Genomic DNA, 18,523 nt, shown 5'->3' on the forward strand with positions numbered 1-18,523 from the left:
AATTTATATAATATTTATTTAAATAATAATGTCCTATAAAGTATGTATTTTTCTCATCAGAAGCCGTCCTGAACGTGGAAAATACATCTTTAGACAGGTCGCGTCGACCACGTTTTTCTAATTATTTAGTGCCTTGACTGCCAGATCATCGAATGTCCACACAAAATATTCCATGTTGTTTTGATATTTCCGACGATTATAAAACGTCTTGCATACCCCATACCTCTGGGAGCACAGCACGCGAACATAGTTCTTTCTGATCGACGAAAATGATCCCATTCAGTACGAGAGAGGTCATCATCACATAGCCTACCCTTAAAGATGAGGAAAAATGTTCATGAAACTCAGCGCCCGCAACCAGATTCCCGGAACCGTCACCGCTGTCGAAAAAGGCGCGACCACATCGCATGTCTCCATCGACATCGGCGGGGCTATCGTCATGGCCTCCATCACCAATGAGGCCGTGGCCGATCTCGGTCTGGCCCCGGGCAAACGCGCCTACGCTGTCATCAAAGCGTCGGACGTGATGGTGGGTGTGGAAGGCTGATGCCAGCGGGGCCGCCTTGACCGGCCCCGCACCTCCTCTCCATAACGCTACATTCTTTTCTGACGGAGCTTGTCTCACAAGCACCGCCTTTATTCTGACTGACCGCAGGCACGATGACCGGATCCGACAAGACGAACACCAACGGCGCAGCAGCGGACGGTTATCGCGACACCGTCTTTCTGCCGACCACCTCCTTTCCCATGCGAGGCAATTTGCCCAAGCGTGAGCCGGAACTGCTCGCGCACTGGAAGGAGATGGATCTCGATGGCAAAATTCTGGTCGCGAGCGAAGGTAAACCGCTGTTCGTCCTGCATGACGGACCGCCTTACGCCAACGGGCACCTGCATATCGGTCACGCCCTGAACAAGATCCTCAAGGACGTCATCAACCGCAGCCACCGCATGAGCGGCTATGCGGTGCATTACGTGCCGGGCTGGGATTGCCACGGCCTGCCCATCGAATGGAAGGTCGAAGAGGAATATCGCAAGGCCAAGCGCGACAAGGATTCCATCCCTGTCCTGCAGTTCCGCGCTGAGTGCCGCGCATGGGCCGCGAAATGGCTCGACATCCAGATGAGCGAGTTCCAGCGTCTGGGTGTGCAGGGCGAGTGGTCGCGCCGCTATTCCACGATGGATTACTCATCCGAGTCCGCCATTGCCGAGGAAATCGGACGCTTCCTGCTCAACGGCGCGCTCTATCGCGGCCTGAGACCGGTCATGTGGAGCCCCGTCGAGAAAACGGCGCTGGCGGAAGCCGAGATCGAATATCACGATCACACCTCCACCACGATCCACGTCGCGTTTCCCATCATCAAGGACCCGACGCCCGATCATGCACTGGCGGGAGCATCGGCCGTCATCTGGACCACCACGCCGTGGACCATTCCGGCCAACCGTGCGATCGCGTTCAATCCAGACATCACCTATGTCGTGCTGGAAGTGGACGACGCAGCCCCGGAAGCCTTCATCGCACCCGGTGCACGGCTGATTGTCGCGGCCGATCTGGTCGATCAGGTCTGTGCGTCCTGCGGCATCGCGGCGCATCATATCCTGCACTCCCTGCCCGGCTCCGCCCTGACCGGCGCGGTTGCCGCCCATCCGCTGCGCGGTCAGGGCTATGATTTCGATGTACCGCTCCTCCCCGCCGAATTCGTGACGGCGGACGCGGGAACGGGTCTCGTTCACTTGGCGCCCTCGCATGGTGAGGACGATTTCTCGGTCTGTCGCGCCAACGGGATCGAAGTACCGGAACTGGTGGCCGATGATGGACGGTATGTGGAGCACACGCCCCTGTTCGCAGGCGTGCATGTGTTCAAAGCCGCCGATCCAGTGTGCGACGCGCTTCGCGCCGTTATGGAAAAGAGCCGTGAGACAGGCTCTCCCGCTGCGGGCCTCGTTTCGCGCGGTGAACTGGTTCACTCCTATCCGCACTCATGGCGTTCGCGGAAGCCGGTGATCTACCGTGCGACACCGCAGTGGTTCATCCGCATGGATGGCGAGACGAACATTCGCACGAACGCTTTGCGTGCGCTCAATGACGTGACCTTCGTGCCTGCTCAGGCCCGCAATCGCCTGACCTCCATGGTGGCGGATCGCCCCGACTGGTGCATCTCGCGCCAGCGGGCATGGGGTGTGCCGATTGCTGTGTTCGTCAACCGTCGCACGGGTGAAGTGCTGCGCGACGCGGTAGTGATGGAGCGCATCGTGGCGGCTTTCCGCACCGAAGGCGCGGACGCCTGGTATGACAGCGAGCCTTCACGCTTCCTTGGCAACGAATACGATGCCGCCGAATATGAGCAGGTGTTCGATGTTGTGGATGTGTGGTTCGAGAGTGGCTCGACCCATGCGTTCGTCCTTGGTCAGCCCGGTCTGCGGTTCCCGGCGGACCTCTATCTGGAAGGCTCGGACCAGCATCGCGGCTGGTTCCAGTCCTCCCTGCTGGAGAGCGTCGGCACACGTGGCGTGGCGCCCTATCGCACTCTCGTCACGAACGGCTTCGTTCTGGACGAGCAGGGCCGCAAGATGTCCAAATCACTGGGCAACGTCATTGCCCCGCAGGATGTGAACGACACGCTTGGCTCCGATATCCTGCGCCTGTGGGTCATGAACTCGGACACCAACGACGACCTGCGGATCGGCAAGGACATCCTCAAGCAGCAGGGCGAGCTCTATCGTCGCCTGCGCAACACGTTGCGCTGGCTGCTCGGTGCGCTTGAAGGTTTCAGCGAAGAGGAGGCTCTCCCCTATGAGCAGCTTCCCGAACTGGAACAGTGGGTGCTGCATCGCCTGACGGATTTCAATTCCATGATCCGCAAGGCTGTGGACACGCATGAATGGGTCGGCGTCTACCCTGCCCTGCACGGCTTCTGCACGACCGATCTATCTGCGTTCTACTTCGATGTCCGCAAGGATACGATCTACTGTGACGCCCCTGACAGTGTGCGCCGTCGCGCCGCCCGTACCGTGCTGGACGTGCTGCATCGCTGCCTCACCACATGGCTTGCGCCGGTGCTGGTCTTTACAGCCGATGATGCCTGGACCGCGCGCTTCGGACAGGACACATCCGTGCATCTGGAAGCCTTCCCCGAGTTGCCGGAACAGTGGCGCAATCCGGAACTGGACGCGCGCTGGGCCACTCTGCGCGCGGTGCGGCGTATCGTCACGACCGAGATCGAGACTGCGCGGCGCTCGGGCCTGATCGGCTCCTCCCTGCAGGCTTCCGTGGAACTGCCGGTCTATGAGGATCAGGTGGACGCACTGGCCGGAATCGACTGGGCGGAACTGGCCATTGTCTCGCAGGCCGAAATCTCGGTCATCGCGGACAAGGCGCCGCGTGACGAGCACGGCAACATCGTCATGCCCTGTGGCGTGCCGGTGGTGATCGTGGCCGATGGTGCGAAATGCGAGCGGTGCTGGAAGGTTCTGCCCGAAGTCGGACAGGACAGCGCGCATCCGACCCTGTGTGTGCGCTGTGCCGATGTGGTCTCGCATGCGCACAGCTGTTCGTCCGTGGGCGGCTGACGCCGTATGCGCCTTCATTACCGTTCGCTCGCACTTGGGCTGTTTGCAGCCTGCGTGGTGTTCCTGCTCGACCAGCTTTCCAAGTTCTGGATTCTGTTTGATTTCCGTCTGCCCGAAAAAGGCTCGGTGGCGATCTGTCCGGGCCTGAACTTCACCATGGTATGGAATCACGCCATCACGTTCGGAATGTTCGGTGGAGCGGGCGCTGCGGGGCGGATCATCTTCTCCGTCATCTCCCTTGCCATCGTCTCGGCGCTGCTCGTATGGATGGCACGCACGCCGCGTCCGTTCATTGCGCTCACCGTAGGCGCCATTACGGGAGGTGCTGTGGGCAACGTGCTTGACCGCCTGCGGTATGGCGCGGTGGTGGATTTTATCCATGCGCATGCTTTCGGCTGGTCGTGGTATGTGTTCAACGTGGCCGATGCGGCCATCGTGTGCAGTGTGACGGCGCTGGTACTGGACAGCCTGCGCCGTGAGAGACACGATGCGTTACATGGCCATACGAAAGCCGGATCATGAGGGCGCACCCGCCGTTCTCATGGAAATCGTCATGCGGGAGAACCGCCCCCGTGTGTTTCGCAGGGAGCACCGGAGACAGGTGAGGCAGGGAAGAATGCGAGTGATTGTCGGATTTCGACATGTGGCACTGGGTCTGGGGCTTGGCGCCCTGCTGAGTGGATGCTCCGGTGAGGACGTGAACCGGGCGTTCGGGCTGACGCGCAGCGTGCCGGACGAATACACCGTAACCACGCGGGCGCCTCTCTCAATGCCTCCCACTTCGGAACTCGTGAAGCCGGGTAGCGGGGCTGCCGTTCCCCATGACGAGAACGAAAGCCTTCAGGCGCTGGAAACCCTTTCCCCCGACGTCGCTCTGCATGGTGTGGGTGGCACCAACAGCGACGGCCAGACCATGCTGATCAATGAAGCCGCGGCTTCGGCCGACCAGCCGGATGAAGGCGAACTGGGCAAGGCCGGCGAAGGCTATGTCGATGCCCTGCTGTTCTGGAAAGGTGGCGGCGCTGGTTCCGTGGTGGATGGCGATGCCGAGAATCGTCGTCTGAAAGCCAACGCAGCGCTGGGCAATGCGCCCACAAAAGGCGCCACCCCTACGATGAAGGCTAAGAAATCCAAGGTACTTGGCGTTTTCTGACGCCTTTACGATGGAAAGAATCAGAGGCCGGAGCGGGTTTCCCCTCCGGCCTTTTTCGTCTCTTACGGCCCTTCGAATGGAATGGGGCGCATGATCTTCTGGTTCACATCCGGTGTCAGCCGGTGCGCGACAGGAGGAAATGCCCGTGAGCGACAGTCTTTCCAGTCACACAGATGGCATGAAATGCCGATAGGTGTGGGTTTTGCCTCCAGATTGAGACGATCCGCATAAACCACCTCTCCTGCCCGCGTGATGTCACAGCCGACCACGACGTTCTGCATCGGTCGTGGCTCGCCCCACTGAGTGACGGCCCCCACCTGACTGCGGGCCACGGACAGGAACGTCTGACCCGTAGTGAACGCCACAACTTGTGTCCGGATTGCGCCCGGTGTGGTGAAGGCCGTGCAGGCATTCCATTGTGGGCAGGGATTGCCCTGCCGGGGCACAGGAAAACCGCAGGAGGAAAAGCTTTTGGTGATGTTTCCAGCCGGGTCCGTGCGCACAAAGAAAATCGGAATACCGCGTGCGCCCGGACGCTGAAGGCTGGCCAGTCTTTGTGCTGCCTGTTGATAGGAAACGCCGAATCGCAACGACAGAACCTCGATGTCGTAGCGGCAGGCCGTCGCCATTTCGAGAAAGCTCAGATAGGGCATGAGCAGTGCTGCCGCCGCGTAATTGGTCAGGCCGATTTCAAGAAAAACACGCGCCTCCCGCGTGCTGGGCACTTCCTGCCGCAACACCTTGTCGATGGCCTCTCGAGCCTCGAACTGCATGAGTTGGAAAGCGAGTTGAAACCCACGGCTTTCACGCGGGAGAAGGTCGGACAGCACCAATTGGCGCAGGGCCGGATCGTAGCGTCGCAGCACATCGCCTGAAGGCAGCACCTGTACTACCACACCGTGCTGCTGACGCAGTCGCGAGGCAACCGCGTGATTGACTTCGGATTGAGGCAATGTCGGGCCGCTGGCAAAGCCAAGCGCGTGCGCCATGTCATCGCGTACGCTTTCCGCCACCTTTTCCAGTTCAGGAAAGTAATTCATGCGCTCGTCATGAATACGGCGCACTTCCTCATGTGGTAGGATCAGCCGTCGGCCACCGGGAAGCGCCATGCCTTCCGCATCATGCCGCGCCGCGCGATAGGCCTGATGCAGCGCGAGAATGGCGCGGGCGACATTGGGCTGGGCCGCGACCGTCGTAACCTCGTGCGCTGCCCCCTCCATGTCCGCCCCAAGCTCGGGATCGGATAATGCTTCACGCAGTTGCGCCTCGACCTTCTGCTCCTCCGTCCCCGAAAGCGTCTCGATGCTGACATCGAGCGCACGGGTGAACTTGATGAGCAGAGCCGCCGTCACGCCTCTCTGGTCGTGCTCGATCAGGTTGAGATAGCTGGCCGAGATGCCAAGCCGTGTGGCGAGAGCCTGCTGGGAGAGGCCGCGTTCCTGTCGCAGCCTGCGGATGATGCGCCCGATACGGGTTGAAGATGCGCCGCTCATGACATTTTTTACAAATAACAGAACATTTTTGTAAACATATTTACAGCATTCACAACAACACACCTCTTTCCTGTAGAAGTAATTCCAGATGTGACCTTAACTGAAATTCTACTGAACCAGAAGGGAAACACGGTCATGTCCGTCAACGACATCGAGAAATTCATCAGCGACAAGACCCGCTTCGGCGGCATCCAGCGCGACTATACGGCGCAGGATGTGGCCAAGCTCTCCGGTTCTTTCACCATTGAGCACACGCTTGCGCGTCGTGGTGCGGAACGCCTGTGGAAGCTTCTGCATGAAGAACCCTACATCAACTCCCTCGGTGCGCTGACCGGCAATCAGGCCATGCAGCAGGTCAAGGCAGGTCTGAAGGCCATCTACCTCTCCGGCTGGCAGGTTGCGGCCGATGCCAATCTCGCAGGACAGATGTACCCGGACCAGTCACTCTACCCCGCCAATTCGGTTCCGAATGTGGTGGCGCGCATCAACAATGCGCTACGTCGCTGCGACGAGATCGCAACGCAGGAAGGCAAGGGCGACAAGACCTACTGGATGGCCCCCATCGTGGCCGATGCCGAGGCCGGATTCGGCGGCGCGCTGAACGTGTTCGAACTGATGCGCGCCATGATTGCGGCTGGCGCGGCCGGCGTTCACTTCGAGGACCAGTTGGCGTCCGAGAAAAAGTGTGGACATCTGGGCGGCAAGGTGCTGATCCCCATCTCGCAGCATCTCCGTTCACTGAACGCCGCCCGTCTGGCTGCGGATGTCGAGCGCGTGCCCACGCTTCTGGTCTGTCGCACAGACGCCCATTCCGCGCAGTTGCTCACTTCGGATGTGGACGAGCGCGACCGTCCGTTCCTCACCGGTGAGCGCACGGCGGAAGGCTTCTTCCGGATCAAACCCGACATGGGTGTGGAATATGCCATCGCCCGTTGCGAGGCTTACGCGCCCTATGCCGACCTTCTGTGGTGGGAGACGTCCGAGCCGAACCTGAAGGAAGCCGAGCAGTTCGCAGAAGCCATCCACAAGAAATACCCGGGCAAACTGCTGGCTTATAACTGCTCGCCCTCTTTCAACTGGAAGAAGAAGCTCTCCGAGCGCGATATCGCGGAGTTCCAGAAGACCATCGGCAAGCTGGGCTACAAATATCAGTTCGTGACGCTCGCGGGCTTCCACGCGCTGAACTTCTCGATGTTCAAGCTGGCGAAAGGCTACGCCGAGCGCGGCATGGCGGCCTACTCCGAACTCCAGCAGGCCGAGTTCGCGGCCGAGGCCGAAGGCTACACCGCCACGCGCCATCAGCGCGAAGTCGGCACCGGCTGGTTCGACGCGGTGGCCACCACAGCGGCGGGTGGCGAGTCCTCCACCACGGCCATGCACGGCTCGACCGAGCATGACCAGTTCCATGGGGGTCATCACTGACCTCGAAGGAGCGTCCCGATAACGGAACCCGAGACGCTCCGCCCTAATTTATGAAGACGACCGCGTTGCCTGCTCCCTGTGCATCCCCATGCAGGCAGCGCGGCCAAGGAGACAGGCCATGACTTCTCACATCCAGCTTGATGGCATCAGCGTCGATCGCGATCTTCATGCCTTCGTCAACACCGAGGTTCTGCCGGAAACCGGCGTCTCCCCGGAGACGTTCTGGACGGGAGTGGCGGGCCTCGTCGCCGAGTTCGGCCCCAAACTCCGCCACGCGCTGGCGCAGCGCGATCGGCTCCAGACGGCCATCGACAATTTCCTGATCGGCAGCAGCGGCACCGACATGGAAATCCGCACACGCTTCATGCGTGAAATCGGTTATGTCGAAGAAACACCTGCCAAGTTCACCGTCTCGACCCAGAACGTGGATTCTGAAATCGGACGTGTGGCCGGCCCGCAGCTCGTCGTGCCGGTGAACAATGCCCGTTATGCCCTCAATGCCGCCAATGCACGGTGGGGGAGCCTGTACGACGCGCTCTACGGCACCGATGCCCTGCCCCAGACCCCGCCGTTCCAGATGGGCGAGAGCTATAACCCTCTGCGCGGCCGCATTGTTGTCCGGCGTGCGCGGTTGTTCCTCAATGAAACCGTGCCGTTGCTGATCGGCAGCCATGCGGAGGCACTGTCCTACTACGTTCAGCATGGTGAACTGCATGTGAAGCTGGAATGCGGTCGCACAAGCGGCCTACGTCATCCCACACAGTTCGCGGGTTTCAATGGACCGCCGGGGGAACCGAACACCGTGCTGTTCGACAATCGCGGCCTGCACATCGAACTGCGTTTCGATCGTGAGCATGTCGTGGGCAAGACCGACAAAGCCGGGATCGCGGACATTCAGATCGAATCTGCGCTCAGCACGATCATGGACTGCGAGGACAGCGTGGCCGCCGTGGACGCGCAGGACAAGGTTCAGGTCTATCGCAACTGGCTCGGCCTGATGCGCGGCACCCTCACCGCTCAGGTCCCCCGCAACGGACGTGTGTCCACGCGGAGTCTGGCGCCGGACCGCAACTACACCACGCCCAACGGCGCACCGCTCACCTTGCACGGGCGCAGCCTGATGCTGGTGCGCACGGTCGGTCATCACATGTTCACCGACATGGTGCTGGACGCTGAAGGACAGGATGCGCCCGAAGGCGTGATCGACGCGGCCATCGTCTCGGCCATTGGCATGCATGATCTGCAGCGCAACGGCGCGTTCCGTAACAGCCGCACCGGCTCGATCTATCTCGTGCGGCCCAAGATGCACGGTTCGCAGGAAGTGGCGCTGTCGGATGCGATCTTTGCAAAGGTCGAGGACATTCTCTCCCTGCCCCGCAACACGCTCAAGATGGGCATCATGGATGAGGAACGCCGCACAAGCTGCAATCTTGCCGGTTGTATCTACTCTGCCCGGGAGCGCGTGTTCTTCATTAACACCGGTTTCCTCGACCGCACAGGCGATGAAATCCACACCTGCATGAAGGCTGGAGCCGTCGTGCGGAAAGGAGAGATGAAGACGCAGCCGTGGATCCGGGCCTATGAGCAGCGCAATGTTGCCATCGGACTGGAAACGGGTCTGATGACCGGCCCGCGCGGGCACGGACAGATCGGCAAGGGCATGTGGGCCATGCCGGACCGGATGGCGGACATGCTGGAGCAGAAAGGCGCGCAGCTCCGTGCTGGTGCCAGCACGGCATGGGTACCCTCGCCCACGGCGGCCACGCTGCACGCGTTGCACTACCACGAGGTCGATGTCACGGCGGTCCAGCACGAAATGACGTACCACGCCCCGTTGCCGATGGAAGACCTGCTCTCCCTGCCGCTGGCGCAGGGCGCTCACTGGTCGGAAGAGGAAATCGCCGCCGAACTCGACACTAATCTCCAGAGCATCCTTGGCTATGTGGTGCGTTGGGTGGACATGGGCGTGGGCTGTTCCAAGGTGCCTGACCTCAACAATGTCGGGCTGATGGAAGATCGGGCCACGTTGCGCATCTCGTCCCAGCATGTGGCGAACTGGCTGATGCACGGGGTGGTGACGCAGGCACAGGTGGAAGCTGCCCTCATCCGCATGGCGCGACTGGTGGACGAGCAGAATCAGGATGAACCGGGCTATATCCCGCTCGCCACCCATCAGGACGGACCGGCCTTCATGGCGGCGCGTGAACTGGTGTTCGACGGTGCCCGTCAGCCCAATGGTTACACGGAGGAAATCCTGCACAGACGTCGCCGGGAGGCGAAAGCCCGTCACCGGCGTCCCGAGGTCGCGCCGTCGGATGTGGAGTTCGCCGCCGACTGAGCGGTTTCCACTTCGACCCACGACAGACCGCCGCTCGGTGTTCCGGTTGTTAACAGGTCAACCGGAACACCTCGGCCGGAACATCTCGGGCAGAGCTTCGTGACATCGCTTTTCTTTGCGTTGCGCCTATCGGGAGATACGCGCAACGTCTCTGTTTCTTGCCGGGATGGACGGTCCGCTCGGAGGTTTTTTCTTCCGGTAGAGTCCTCCGTCCGCTTCCATAAAAAGAAGAAGAACCATGCCGGAAGCCTTTCTCACTCTCCTTCTGTTTCAATTGCTCGGCTCAGGCTTGCAGATGCTGCTGCATCTTCCCATTCCCGGCCCTGTGATCGGCATGTTTCTGCTGGCCGCCGCCCTCCTGTGGCGACGCAACCGCGCATCGGTCAATCAGGCCGATACGGCCCGGGCGGGTTTTGATTCTCCAGCCCTTGGCGCGCTCGCACGCGCCTTGATCGCCTGTCTCGGTCTGCTTTTCGTTCCGGCGGGCGTGGGGCTGGTAACGCAGATGCCGCTGCTCATGGCCAATCTGCTCCCCATTGCCGTCGCTCTGTTCGGCTCCACGCTTCTCGGTCTTCTGGTCACGGCGTTTGTCATGCACAGAGCGACGCATGATCGACCGGCGCCGGAGAAGATCGCCGATACTGGTGGACAGGTGCTGTGATGAACATTGCCCATACCCTGCACGGGATTTATGCCCGTTTCCTGCCCGAACCGAACATGGAAACCCTGTTCTGGCTGTGCGTTACGCTGGGGATGTTCGCACTGGGCATAAAGCTCCAGTTGCGTCTTGGACGCGCCCCATGGGCCAACCCGGTGCTGTTTGCCATCGTCATGGTGGCGCTGGCGCTGTTTGCGACGCAGACGCCTTATGACACCTACTTCCATTCGGTGCAGATCATCCACTTCCTGCTCGGTCCGGCCACGGTGGCGTTGGCCATTCCTCTGGCGGACTCAATCCGGCTGGTGACACGCAGTCTTCCCGCCATGACGCTGGCGCTTCTGGCCGGTTCCATCACATCCGTGGTCAGTGGAATCGTGTTCGTTCTGCTTCTGGGCGGATCTCATGAGGTCGCGCTGTCCATGGCACCCAAGGCCGTGACAACCCCCATCGCCATTGCCATCACGGAACAGATCGGCGGCATTCCGGCCCTGACGGCGGCATTCGCCATCCTTGGCGGCATCATCGCTGCGATGATCGGGGAAAGCACATTGCGGCGGCTTGGCATCACCGACTGGCGCGCGCACGGGCTGGCGGCGGGGATTGCGGGCAGTGGGATTGCAGCGGCACAGGTAGCGCAACGCGATCCGGTGGGCGCGGCGTTTGCGGCTTTGGGTATCGGCCTGAACGGACTGGTGACGGCGCTTATCGTGCCGTTGGTGCTCTACTTTCTACCGGGCTGAAAGACGAGCAACGCAGAACGCCTGTTCCTTTCCCGGCAAACATGAGGTTCAGGGGCACAAATCCACCGCTCTTGAAGAAATGGCGGAAAGAGGCGTAAGGAGTGCGGGCATTGTCGCTCCACGCCATTCATAAGGATGTCCGCCGCTTCCCCTTTCCGCTGTCGTGACACTCCGCCATGCTCCGGTTGCGCATGGAGGCGGACGCATGGTTCAGCACACTGTTTTGGAATGACCGGCCGCACGTCCATTCGGGAAACCGGACCTCTTGATGAAGATTGCCTTTCTTTATCTCTCGCAACCCTATGAATGTTATCACATCGCCTCTGTTGCGAGCGCATTGGCGCAACATCCTGACGTGCAGGTGGTGGAATATTATCTTTTCGATGATGTTCCCGAACATCTGCGGATCATCCGCGAAGCCTTGAATGCTCCTGCTCTTCCGGCGAAGAAACTAAAAGCTGACTGGAAAGCGGCCTTCCTGCGCCCCTTCAAAAACATAAATGATTATCGGCTTGCCATTCTGAATCAATACACTCAAGAATTCGAACAATTCGATGCTCTTCTTTCAACAGAGTTTGTAACCGGATTACTGAAAGATCACGGCCTTATTTCGCCAAAACTGATCTGGATGGCGCATGGGGCGGGCGACAGATACATAAAACGCGAATATCTGGTCAGTAAATTCGACCTGGTGGCCCTCTCCGGCCCCAAACTGGAGCGCTATTATCTCAAGCAGGGGTTGGTTAAGACCGGAAACATACGAGTTGTGGGATATCCCAAGTTCGACGTCTTCGAAGCGGTTCGACAGAAGAGTTACGCTCCCTTCCCCAATGGTCATCCGTTCATTCTCTACAATCCGCATTACAAACGCGGACTGTCTTCTTATGAAAAATACGTCCGCACGGTCGTTGCGGGCATCAAACAGCAGAGCCGCTACAACCTGATCGTCGCCCCGCATATTGAAATGTTCGACAAGAAAATCGGGCTGAGAAAGCACTTCCTGAAACGGCTGGAAGGCCCGCAGGTCCTTGCGGATACGGGATCGCCCCGGATGCTCGATATGACCTATACGGCTCACGCCGCCATCTATCTGGGCGACATCAGCAGTCAAGTGTACGAGTTCCTGCTTTTCCCACGTCCCTGTGTTTTTCTCAATGCCGCCAAAGTCGCATGGCGCGATAATCCCGCGTTCCGGCATTGGGCGGCCGGAGAAGTTGTGGATCGACCGGAAGATGTCCTGCCCGCTATCGCACGCGCCCAAGAGCGTCATGCGGAGTATAAACCTGCGCAGGAAACACTGTTTCGGGAAACGTTCGGCGATCTGCCACCTTTCGGTGCGTCAGAACGTGCCGCCACCGCCATTGTAAATTACATGTCCTGCGCAGCCCATGTCTGAACAACGCTCGGTTTTCAGTTCCATCCTCCAGAACGCGGGGCTTTTGACGGCGGGAAAAATAATCACTGCCTGCTGCGGCTTTGTCTATATTGCCTTCACTGTCCGCACGATCGGTCTGAGTGACTATGGATTTCTCATCCTTATCCATTCACTGGCGCTCATGGGATCACGCCTTTCTCGCCTTCAATCGTGGCGGACACTTATCCATTTCGGGAGCAACGCTTTTCACGAGAAGCATTATACATTTCTAAGAAAAGTCGTTTCCTTCAGCATCCGGCTGGATGTCATCTCCGCCTTTGCGGCGCTGCTCATCAGTCTGGTGGGCGCGCAGATCTATACTGTTTTTGCCCATTGGCCTTTCAAGATATGGGCTCTGGCAACGCTGTACGCCTGCGTGTCTTTCCTCATGTATACGGGTTGGTGCGTTGGCGTTTTCCGACTTACACGGAAATTCTACATTGTCACCGTCAAGGATTCCCTTCTGGCGCTGCTCCAGATGATTGGCGTTTTGATCGGTTATTTCTTCAAATTGAAACTGGCTTATTTTTTAATGGTGTGGGCTGGCATCGTCATTTGCGACTTCGTCGTGTCCGTGACCACCGCCGTCGTCATTCTGAACACGTATTTCCCCTTCCATTTCCTGCACGCATTCAGGAACTGGAAATGGGCGCTGCCCGACATGTGGAAATTTACGAAAAATACCAGTGTAAGCCAGACGCTTTACGCCATTTCCAATAACATCGCGATGCTCATCGTGGGCGGAATACTCGGACCCGTCGATGTGGCCGTGTATCGGGTGTGCCGGCAAATCGCCAATGGAATTGTCACGCCCGCTCAGTTGACCGCGCCCGTCATCTATCCTGAGCTTGTCAAATTACGTGATGACAGGGATTGGGACGGTCTACGGAAGGTCATTACACAGATATTTCTTTCGCTGATTTCCATATCGGCAGTGCTGCTGTTGCTGTCCATCTTCGCGGGCAATCACATCTTTGCCTATCTCGTTCATACCAAGTCGATCCATTCCACCTCCTACATCCTGATCATGCTGAGTTCGGCCATATTCGATCTTCTGATGGTGCCGGTCGAACCGCTTCTGATGGTATCCGGATATACAAAGGTGCTTGTCCGAAACCGTACGATCATAATCGCCATTTATTTCCCGCTTCTCTACCTGATGACCGTTGAGTTCGGACTGAATGGCGCCTGCCTTTCAACGGCGTTCTCCAACCTGCTTGCACTCATCGTGTGCGCCGCGTGGCTTCCGCGCGTATTCAGGAAGTAACCGCGTCGATAGGCCGTGCAGACGTTGTTATAAATGCGTCTTGCCTTGGACAGGAACCTTCCTCCGATTTGCGAGGAATACGCCTCTCGGCAGCAGTTCTTTGCAAACCATTTAAACCGATTGGCGCACGCGCATGGCAATTCCCTTTTGCATGCCAAAGACAGCACCTGAATTGACACCTGAAACAAAAAAAGGGAGCCGAAGCTCCCTTTCCTCGAAACATTCCCTCATGAAAGGGAAATGCTCAGGCGCCATGCTGCTCCTGATGAACCAGCGCGTCGCGGATCTCCTGGAGGAGAACTTCGCTCTTCGTCGGCGGGGGAGGAGCCGCGGGAGCTGCATCCTGACGGACATGCATCTTCGTCAGCAGGCGCACCATCCAGAAGATGACCATCGCAATGATCAGGAACTGGATAATGGTGTTGATGAACATGCCATAATTGATGGTGACGGCACCCGCCTTTTGAGCCGCATCCAGAGTCGGCTCAACCGGCCCCTTCAGCGTGACAAAAAGATTGCCAAAATCGATGCCACCTGTGGCCAGACCCAGGATCGGATTGAAGACATCCTTGACCAGGCTGTTGACAATGGAGGTGAACGCCGCGCCGATGATGACACCGACAGCCATGTCCACAACATTGCCACGCATGATGAAGGATCGAAAATCGGCAACCCAGCCCGGGGTGTGCACGGCAAGTCTCGGTTCTGCCATGATATTCCTCAAAAACTAAAGTGTTCCGGGCTCTTATCCGGTTTTCCGTCGGCCATTACAACAACGGATTAACCTCCCCGCAAAAATTAACGGTTCGTTACGCCCCTGTTAACGCTTTTCTTCAGAAATTGTGCGCAAAAGATGGCCGGATCGTGACCCCGCTGCCTTGAGGCAACACCGCCATTGCAAGAGAAGGTCGATGCGCCTATACGAGCGCGCAACGTGTCCCGGTCGGCATCGGGGCCTCATTTTCGCGGAAAGTTCCCCTCATGAAGTCCAACATCCATCCTGAGTACCACGAGATCAACGTCATCATGACCGATGGCACCGAATACAAGACGCGGTCCTGCATGGGCGCGGCCGGTGACACGCTCCGTCTGGACATCGATACGAAATCTCACCCGGCATGGACCGGCGTGCAGCGCATGCTCGACACCGGAGGCCAGGTGGCGAAGTTCAACAAGCGCTTTGCTGGCATTGGCAAGCGCAAGCAGGACGCTGAGTAAGACATTTCGTTGTCTCTCGCCTGACGAAAACCCCGGCAGTATTACACTGCTGGGGTTTTTTCGTAATCGCGACCAGCCTGTCGCTCCTTACCCGTATCAGTGCTGTGTGATTATCGCTTGACCCCGTGCTTCTCGCCCGCCATTACCCATCCCAGAGATGCGGGCCAGCAGGCACGCTGGGTTGGAGCCAAGCTCCGCCCATAAAACCGGTTCCGGTGCCTGCGTGAGCACCGCAAGCACACGCAGCAACAGGATCGATCGATGACGACGCTCCCCCTCATGCCGAAAGCGACGGCCGTCTGGCTGATCGAGAAAACTGCCCTGACGTTTGAACAGGTGGCGGCTTTCTGCGGAATGCATCCTCTGGAAGTGCAGGCCATCGCCGATGGTGAAGTGGCACAGGGAATCGTAGGTTACGACCCGATTGCCAACCACCAGCTCACACAGGAAGAAATCACCCGTTGTGAGGCCGATACGACGGCGCGTCTGAAAATCCTTCCCACCGCCAATCAGGTGAAACGTCGGGCCAAAGGCGCGCGGTACACACCCGTCGCCCGTCGTAATGACCGACCGGACGGAATTGCTTTCCTGTTGCGCAATTTTCCGCAGCTTCAGGATCAGCAGATATCCAAGCTGCTTGGCACCACCAAGGACACCATCGCCAAGGTGCGTGATCGCCAGCACTGGAATAGCCAGAACATCAAACCGCGCGATCCCGTAACACTCGGTCTGTGCAGCCAGATGGACCTCAATGCCGCCGTCGCAGCCGCTAACGACAAGCTGACACGCGAAGGGCACGAAGTCCCTGTTCCTCTTCCTCTCGGAAACGACGAAGAGGGCTGAGAGAAAATGGAGAGCAGCTCGCTAGAAGCCGCTCTCCCCTTCTTCACGAACGGGCGCGAAGACGATCCATCTCTTCTTTCACACTGAGTTTCTTCAGTTTGAGGCGCATCAGTACACGCTGGTCCGGTGAGGGGCGCAAACCTTCTGAGTGAATTTCGCTATCGAGAGCGGAATGACGACGGCTGAGGCTTTCGAGACGTGACTGCATGCTCATGGTCTGAATCTCCAGCTTGATTATTGCAACGCGATGACGGTAGCGCCGGGAGAAACGGTTTCGTCATGAAAACTTGCTCATTTCCCGGTAATATAACGGCAACGCAACGGCTTGCCCGCTGGAGAGCCTCTGGCGTCTGGCCGCGGACTGCCCTAACGTGACATGAGCGTCATGACGGCACGATGTGTGTCCTGCCATGGAGCCAACAGAACCGATACTGGACAGACAGCCGGAGGTGTGATGCTGCGTGACAACGACAGTATGCTTCGCAGACTTCACGAACTGCGAAGCGAACACCGGGATCTCGATACGGTCATTAACCGTCTTTCCCTTGAACCGATGGACCAACTCCAGATCCAGCGCCTCAAAAAGCGCAAGCTAGTGCTGAAAGACGAAATCGCATGGATCGAGAACCGTCTCATTCCAGACAACATAGCCTGACTGAAACGGCTCCCGAACAGGGCCGGCGGAACCAACGGACCAATGGATAACATCGAAGACCAGCCGATCACGGCGAACGAAGATGTCGCGACCGCCGTGACGGGCGAGGATAGCCGCCCGCGTGTGGGTGTGATCATGGGCAGCCAGTCCGACTGGGAGACCATGCGCCACGCCACCGCTACGCTGGATGCGCTCGACATCCCCTTTGAAGCCAAGGTCGTCTCGGCCCATCGCACGCCAGACCGACTGGCCGAGTATGCGCGCACGGCTGTCGATCGTGGCCTGTCCGTCATCATTGCCGGTGCAGGCGGTGCGGCTCATCTGCCCGGCATGTGCGCGGCGTGGACGCGCTTGCCCGTTCTTGGCGTGCCGGTCGAATCCAAGGCGCTCAAGGGCATGGACAGCCTGCTTTCCATTGTCCAGATGCCCGGCGGTGTGCCGGTCGGCACACTGGCCATCGGAAAGGCAGGCGCGATCAACGCGGCCCTGCTGGCGGCCTCCATTCTCGCCATTGGCGACAAGGATCTTGCCGCGCGTCTGGACACATGGCGCGCCCTTCAGACAGCCTCGGTGCGCGATGAACCCGAAGAATGACACGACCTCCCTGCCCCCGAACGCCGTAATCGGCATTGTGGGCGGCGGACAACTCGGACGTATGTCCGCCATTGCAGCGGCCCAGCTTGGCTTTCGCACACATGTTCTGGCCGCCACGCAGGATGAACCGGCGGTACAGGTCTCGCATTCCGCCACCATCGGCTCCCACTCCGATCCCGCGACACTGCGCGCATTTGCGGAAGCGGTTGATGTCGTGACCTTCGAGTTCGAGAATGTCTCGGCGGACGGGCTGGACCTTCTGTCATCCATCCGTCCCGTGCGGCCCTCCGGGGCTATCCTGCGCATCAGTCAGGATCGCGCGCAGGAAAAGACTTTTCTCGGCTCCGTGGATGTGGACGTCGCTCCTTGGCGGCTCGTCACGGACGAGGCCAGTCTGCATGAAGTGGCCGAAGCTCTGGGCTATCCCTTCATCCTCAAGACCACGCGCCTTGGCTATGACGGCAAGGGACAGCGTCGCGTCATGAAGCCCGAGGATCTGGTGGCCGCCTTTGACGCGCTCGAACCGAAGCCTTTGGTTGCCGAAGGCATGATCGATTTCGGCATGGAAGTCAGTGTCATGGTTGCTCGCGGGGTGCATGGTACCGTGCGCTGCTTCGATGTCACCGAAAACAGGCACGTCAACGGTATCCTCGACCTCAGCCTTGCTCCTGCGCGGCTCGACCCGGAGGTGGCGCAGAATGCACAGGACATGGCGCGACGCATTGCCGAAGGGCTCGATCTTGTCGGTCTTCTCGGGGTTGAGATGTTCGTGGGGCGAGACGGTCGTCTGCTGGTGAACGAGATCGCCCCTCGTCCGCACAATTCTGGCCATTGGACGATGGATGCCTGCCCGGTGGACCAGTTCGCCATGCATGTCCGCGCCGTCACGGGACTGCCTCTGCCAGAACCGGTACGCCATTCGGACGCCGTGATGAAAAACCTCATCGGCCCGGACGATATGGCCCTTTGGCCCGAAATCATCGCGGCTCCTCGCCTGATCCCGCATCTCTATGGCAAAGCGCAGGCACGACCGGGCCGCAAGATGGGCCATGTAAACGTGATCTTCCCACGAGGCAGCCTCCCCGGCGAGTTCGGTGTCGAAGCCGCGCTCAAGCCACTTGCGCCGGGCTAGATACAGAAAATCATCGGGAGCAAAGC

General features: G+C 59.2%; 18 protein-coding genes. 15 read left to right on the forward strand and 3 right to left on the reverse strand.

Annotation, left to right across the window (positions count from 1 at the left end; all coding sequences use genetic code 11):
* Positions 1 to 337 precede the first annotated feature (337 nt).
* From GOB87_RS01895 to GOB87_RS01910, 4 genes are all read left to right on the forward strand, one after another.
* Positions 338 to 547 (forward strand): TOBE domain-containing protein, encoded by a 210-nt coding sequence (locus GOB87_RS01895; protein WP_166312841.1) that lies wholly within the window; start codon positions 338 to 340, stop codon positions 545 to 547.
* Positions 548 to 660: 113 nt separating this feature from the next.
* On the forward strand, positions 661 to 3,567 hold the full coding sequence (gene ileS / locus GOB87_RS01900; protein WP_166312842.1) for an isoleucine--tRNA ligase: 2,907 nt from the start codon (positions 661 to 663) through the stop codon (positions 3,565 to 3,567).
* Between the two features lie 6 nt (positions 3,568 to 3,573).
* A complete protein-coding gene (lspA, locus tag GOB87_RS01905; protein WP_166312843.1) occupies positions 3,574 to 4,089 on the forward strand; it encodes a signal peptidase II in 516 nt (171 codons plus the stop codon).
* A gap of 94 nt (positions 4,090 to 4,183) precedes the next feature.
* Complete coding sequence (locus GOB87_RS01910) at positions 4,184 to 4,720, forward strand: DUF3035 domain-containing protein (RefSeq protein ID WP_166312890.1); 537 nt, start codon at positions 4,184 to 4,186, stop codon at positions 4,718 to 4,720.
* Between the two features lie 62 nt (positions 4,721 to 4,782).
* Here the strand turns inward: GOB87_RS01910 and GOB87_RS01915 are convergent, their stop codons facing one another.
* The gene (locus GOB87_RS01915; protein WP_166312844.1) at positions 4,783 to 6,213 is read right to left on the reverse strand and encodes a helix-turn-helix domain-containing protein; all 1,431 of its coding nucleotides are present in this window, start codon (positions 6,211 to 6,213) and stop codon (positions 4,783 to 4,785) included.
* Between the two features lie 135 nt (positions 6,214 to 6,348).
* Here GOB87_RS01915 and aceA point away from each other — a divergent pair, with 135 nt between their 5' ends.
* From aceA to GOB87_RS01945, 6 genes are all read left to right on the forward strand, one after another.
* The gene (aceA, locus tag GOB87_RS01920) at positions 6,349 to 7,635 is read left to right on the forward strand and encodes an isocitrate lyase (RefSeq protein ID WP_166312845.1); all 1,287 of its coding nucleotides are present in this window, start codon (positions 6,349 to 6,351) and stop codon (positions 7,633 to 7,635) included.
* 118 nt (positions 7,636 to 7,753) lie between these two features.
* The gene (locus tag GOB87_RS01925) at positions 7,754 to 9,973 is read left to right on the forward strand and encodes a malate synthase G (protein ID WP_166312846.1); all 2,220 of its coding nucleotides are present in this window, start codon (positions 7,754 to 7,756) and stop codon (positions 9,971 to 9,973) included.
* Positions 9,974 to 10,211: 238 nt separating this feature from the next.
* Entirely contained in the window at positions 10,212 to 10,634 is a 423-nt protein-coding gene (locus tag GOB87_RS01930) for a CidA/LrgA family protein (RefSeq protein WP_166312847.1), read from the forward strand.
* Positions 10,634 to 11,374: an LrgB family protein gene (locus GOB87_RS01935; protein ID WP_194303162.1), complete on the forward strand. Its 741-nt coding sequence runs from the start codon at positions 10,634 to 10,636 to the stop codon at positions 11,372 to 11,374. The genes GOB87_RS01930 and GOB87_RS01935 overlap by 1 nt, the downstream gene beginning before the upstream one ends.
* A gap of 268 nt (positions 11,375 to 11,642) precedes the next feature.
* Positions 11,643 to 12,770 carry a hypothetical protein gene (locus GOB87_RS01940; RefSeq protein ID WP_166312849.1) on the forward strand — a complete coding sequence of 376 codons (1,128 nt, stop codon included), beginning with the start codon at positions 11,643 to 11,645 and terminating at the stop codon, positions 12,768 to 12,770.
* Positions 12,763 to 14,055, forward strand: coding sequence for a lipopolysaccharide biosynthesis protein (locus GOB87_RS01945; protein WP_166312850.1), 1,293 nt, complete (start codon positions 12,763 to 12,765; stop codon positions 14,053 to 14,055). The genes GOB87_RS01940 and GOB87_RS01945 overlap by 8 nt, the downstream gene beginning before the upstream one ends.
* 244 nt (positions 14,056 to 14,299) lie before the next feature.
* Here GOB87_RS01945 and mscL read toward each other — a convergent pair whose 3' ends face one another.
* Entirely contained in the window at positions 14,300 to 14,767 is a 468-nt protein-coding gene (gene mscL / locus GOB87_RS01950; RefSeq protein WP_166312851.1) for a large conductance mechanosensitive channel protein MscL, read from the reverse strand.
* Between the two features lie 269 nt (positions 14,768 to 15,036).
* Here mscL and rpmE point away from each other — a divergent pair, with 269 nt between their 5' ends.
* Together rpmE and GOB87_RS01960 are read left to right on the forward strand one after the other, a co-directional pair.
* Positions 15,037 to 15,273: a 50S ribosomal protein L31 gene (gene rpmE, locus GOB87_RS01955; protein ID WP_166312852.1), complete on the forward strand. Its 237-nt coding sequence runs from the start codon at positions 15,037 to 15,039 to the stop codon at positions 15,271 to 15,273.
* Positions 15,274 to 15,534: 261 nt separating this feature from the next.
* Entirely contained in the window at positions 15,535 to 16,116 is a 582-nt protein-coding gene (locus GOB87_RS01960) for a DUF1013 domain-containing protein (protein ID WP_166312853.1), read from the forward strand.
* 43 nt (positions 16,117 to 16,159) lie between these two features.
* On the opposite strand, the gene GOB87_RS01965 is transcribed toward GOB87_RS01960, so the two are convergent.
* Entirely contained in the window at positions 16,160 to 16,330 is a 171-nt protein-coding gene (locus GOB87_RS01965) for a YdcH family protein (RefSeq protein ID WP_166312854.1), read from the reverse strand.
* 240 nt (positions 16,331 to 16,570) lie between these two features.
* On the opposite strand from GOB87_RS01965, the gene GOB87_RS01970 reads away from it, so the two are divergent.
* From GOB87_RS01970 to GOB87_RS01980, 3 genes are read left to right on the forward strand one after another with little or no spacing between them, the layout of a single operon-like run.
* Positions 16,571 to 16,771, forward strand: a complete 201-nt coding sequence (locus GOB87_RS01970; protein ID WP_166312891.1) for a YdcH family protein — start codon at positions 16,571 to 16,573, stop codon at positions 16,769 to 16,771.
* Between the two features lie 42 nt (positions 16,772 to 16,813).
* The gene (gene purE / locus GOB87_RS01975) at positions 16,814 to 17,365 is read left to right on the forward strand and encodes a 5-(carboxyamino)imidazole ribonucleotide mutase (RefSeq protein WP_166312855.1); all 552 of its coding nucleotides are present in this window, start codon (positions 16,814 to 16,816) and stop codon (positions 17,363 to 17,365) included.
* A complete protein-coding gene (locus tag GOB87_RS01980; protein WP_166312856.1) occupies positions 17,349 to 18,497 on the forward strand; it encodes a 5-(carboxyamino)imidazole ribonucleotide synthase in 1,149 nt (382 codons plus the stop codon). The genes purE and GOB87_RS01980 overlap by 17 nt, the downstream gene beginning before the upstream one ends.
* Positions 18,498 to 18,523 lie beyond the last annotated feature (26 nt).

This window comes from Acetobacter estunensis, from assembly GCF_011516945.1.
In the GTDB taxonomy this organism is placed as follows: domain Bacteria; phylum Pseudomonadota; class Alphaproteobacteria; order Acetobacterales; family Acetobacteraceae; genus Acetobacter; species Acetobacter estunensis.

What these genes read in the sequence shown, in the direction of transcription:
- GOB87_RS01895 (WP_166312841.1), top strand. Translation starts at nt 338, where the DNA reads ATGAAACTCAGCGCCCGCAACCAGATTCCCGGAACCGTCACCGCTGTC.
- GOB87_RS01980 (WP_166312856.1), top strand. Translation starts at nt 17,349, where the DNA reads ATGAACCCGAAGAATGACACGACCTCCCTGCCCCCGAACGCCGTAATC.
- ileS (WP_166312842.1), top strand. Translation starts at nt 661, where the DNA reads ATGACCGGATCCGACAAGACGAACACCAACGGCGCAGCAGCGGACGGT.
- rpmE (WP_166312852.1), top strand. Translation starts at nt 15,037, where the DNA reads ATGAAGTCCAACATCCATCCTGAGTACCACGAGATCAACGTCATCATG.
- mscL (WP_166312851.1), bottom strand. Translation starts at nt 14,767, where the DNA reads ATGGCAGAACCGAGACTTGCCGTGCACACCCCGGGCTGGGTTGCCGAT.
- GOB87_RS01945 (WP_166312850.1), top strand. Translation starts at nt 12,763, where the DNA reads ATGTCTGAACAACGCTCGGTTTTCAGTTCCATCCTCCAGAACGCGGGG.
- GOB87_RS01965 (WP_166312854.1), bottom strand. Translation starts at nt 16,330, where the DNA reads ATGAGCATGCAGTCACGTCTCGAAAGCCTCAGCCGTCGTCATTCCGCT.
- GOB87_RS01935 (WP_194303162.1), top strand. Translation starts at nt 10,634, where the DNA reads ATGAACATTGCCCATACCCTGCACGGGATTTATGCCCGTTTCCTGCCC.
- GOB87_RS01910 (WP_166312890.1), top strand. Translation starts at nt 4,184, where the DNA reads ATGCGAGTGATTGTCGGATTTCGACATGTGGCACTGGGTCTGGGGCTT.
- GOB87_RS01970 (WP_166312891.1), top strand. Translation starts at nt 16,571, where the DNA reads ATGCTGCGTGACAACGACAGTATGCTTCGCAGACTTCACGAACTGCGA.
- lspA (WP_166312843.1), top strand. Translation starts at nt 3,574, where the DNA reads ATGCGCCTTCATTACCGTTCGCTCGCACTTGGGCTGTTTGCAGCCTGC.
- GOB87_RS01930 (WP_166312847.1), top strand. Translation starts at nt 10,212, where the DNA reads ATGCCGGAAGCCTTTCTCACTCTCCTTCTGTTTCAATTGCTCGGCTCA.
- GOB87_RS01940 (WP_166312849.1), top strand. Translation starts at nt 11,643, where the DNA reads ATGAAGATTGCCTTTCTTTATCTCTCGCAACCCTATGAATGTTATCAC.
- GOB87_RS01925 (WP_166312846.1), top strand. Translation starts at nt 7,754, where the DNA reads ATGACTTCTCACATCCAGCTTGATGGCATCAGCGTCGATCGCGATCTT.
- purE (WP_166312855.1), top strand. Translation starts at nt 16,814, where the DNA reads ATGGATAACATCGAAGACCAGCCGATCACGGCGAACGAAGATGTCGCG.
- GOB87_RS01915 (WP_166312844.1), bottom strand. Translation starts at nt 6,213, where the DNA reads ATGAGCGGCGCATCTTCAACCCGTATCGGGCGCATCATCCGCAGGCTG.
- aceA (WP_166312845.1), top strand. Translation starts at nt 6,349, where the DNA reads ATGTCCGTCAACGACATCGAGAAATTCATCAGCGACAAGACCCGCTTC.
- GOB87_RS01960 (WP_166312853.1), top strand. Translation starts at nt 15,535, where the DNA reads ATGACGACGCTCCCCCTCATGCCGAAAGCGACGGCCGTCTGGCTGATC.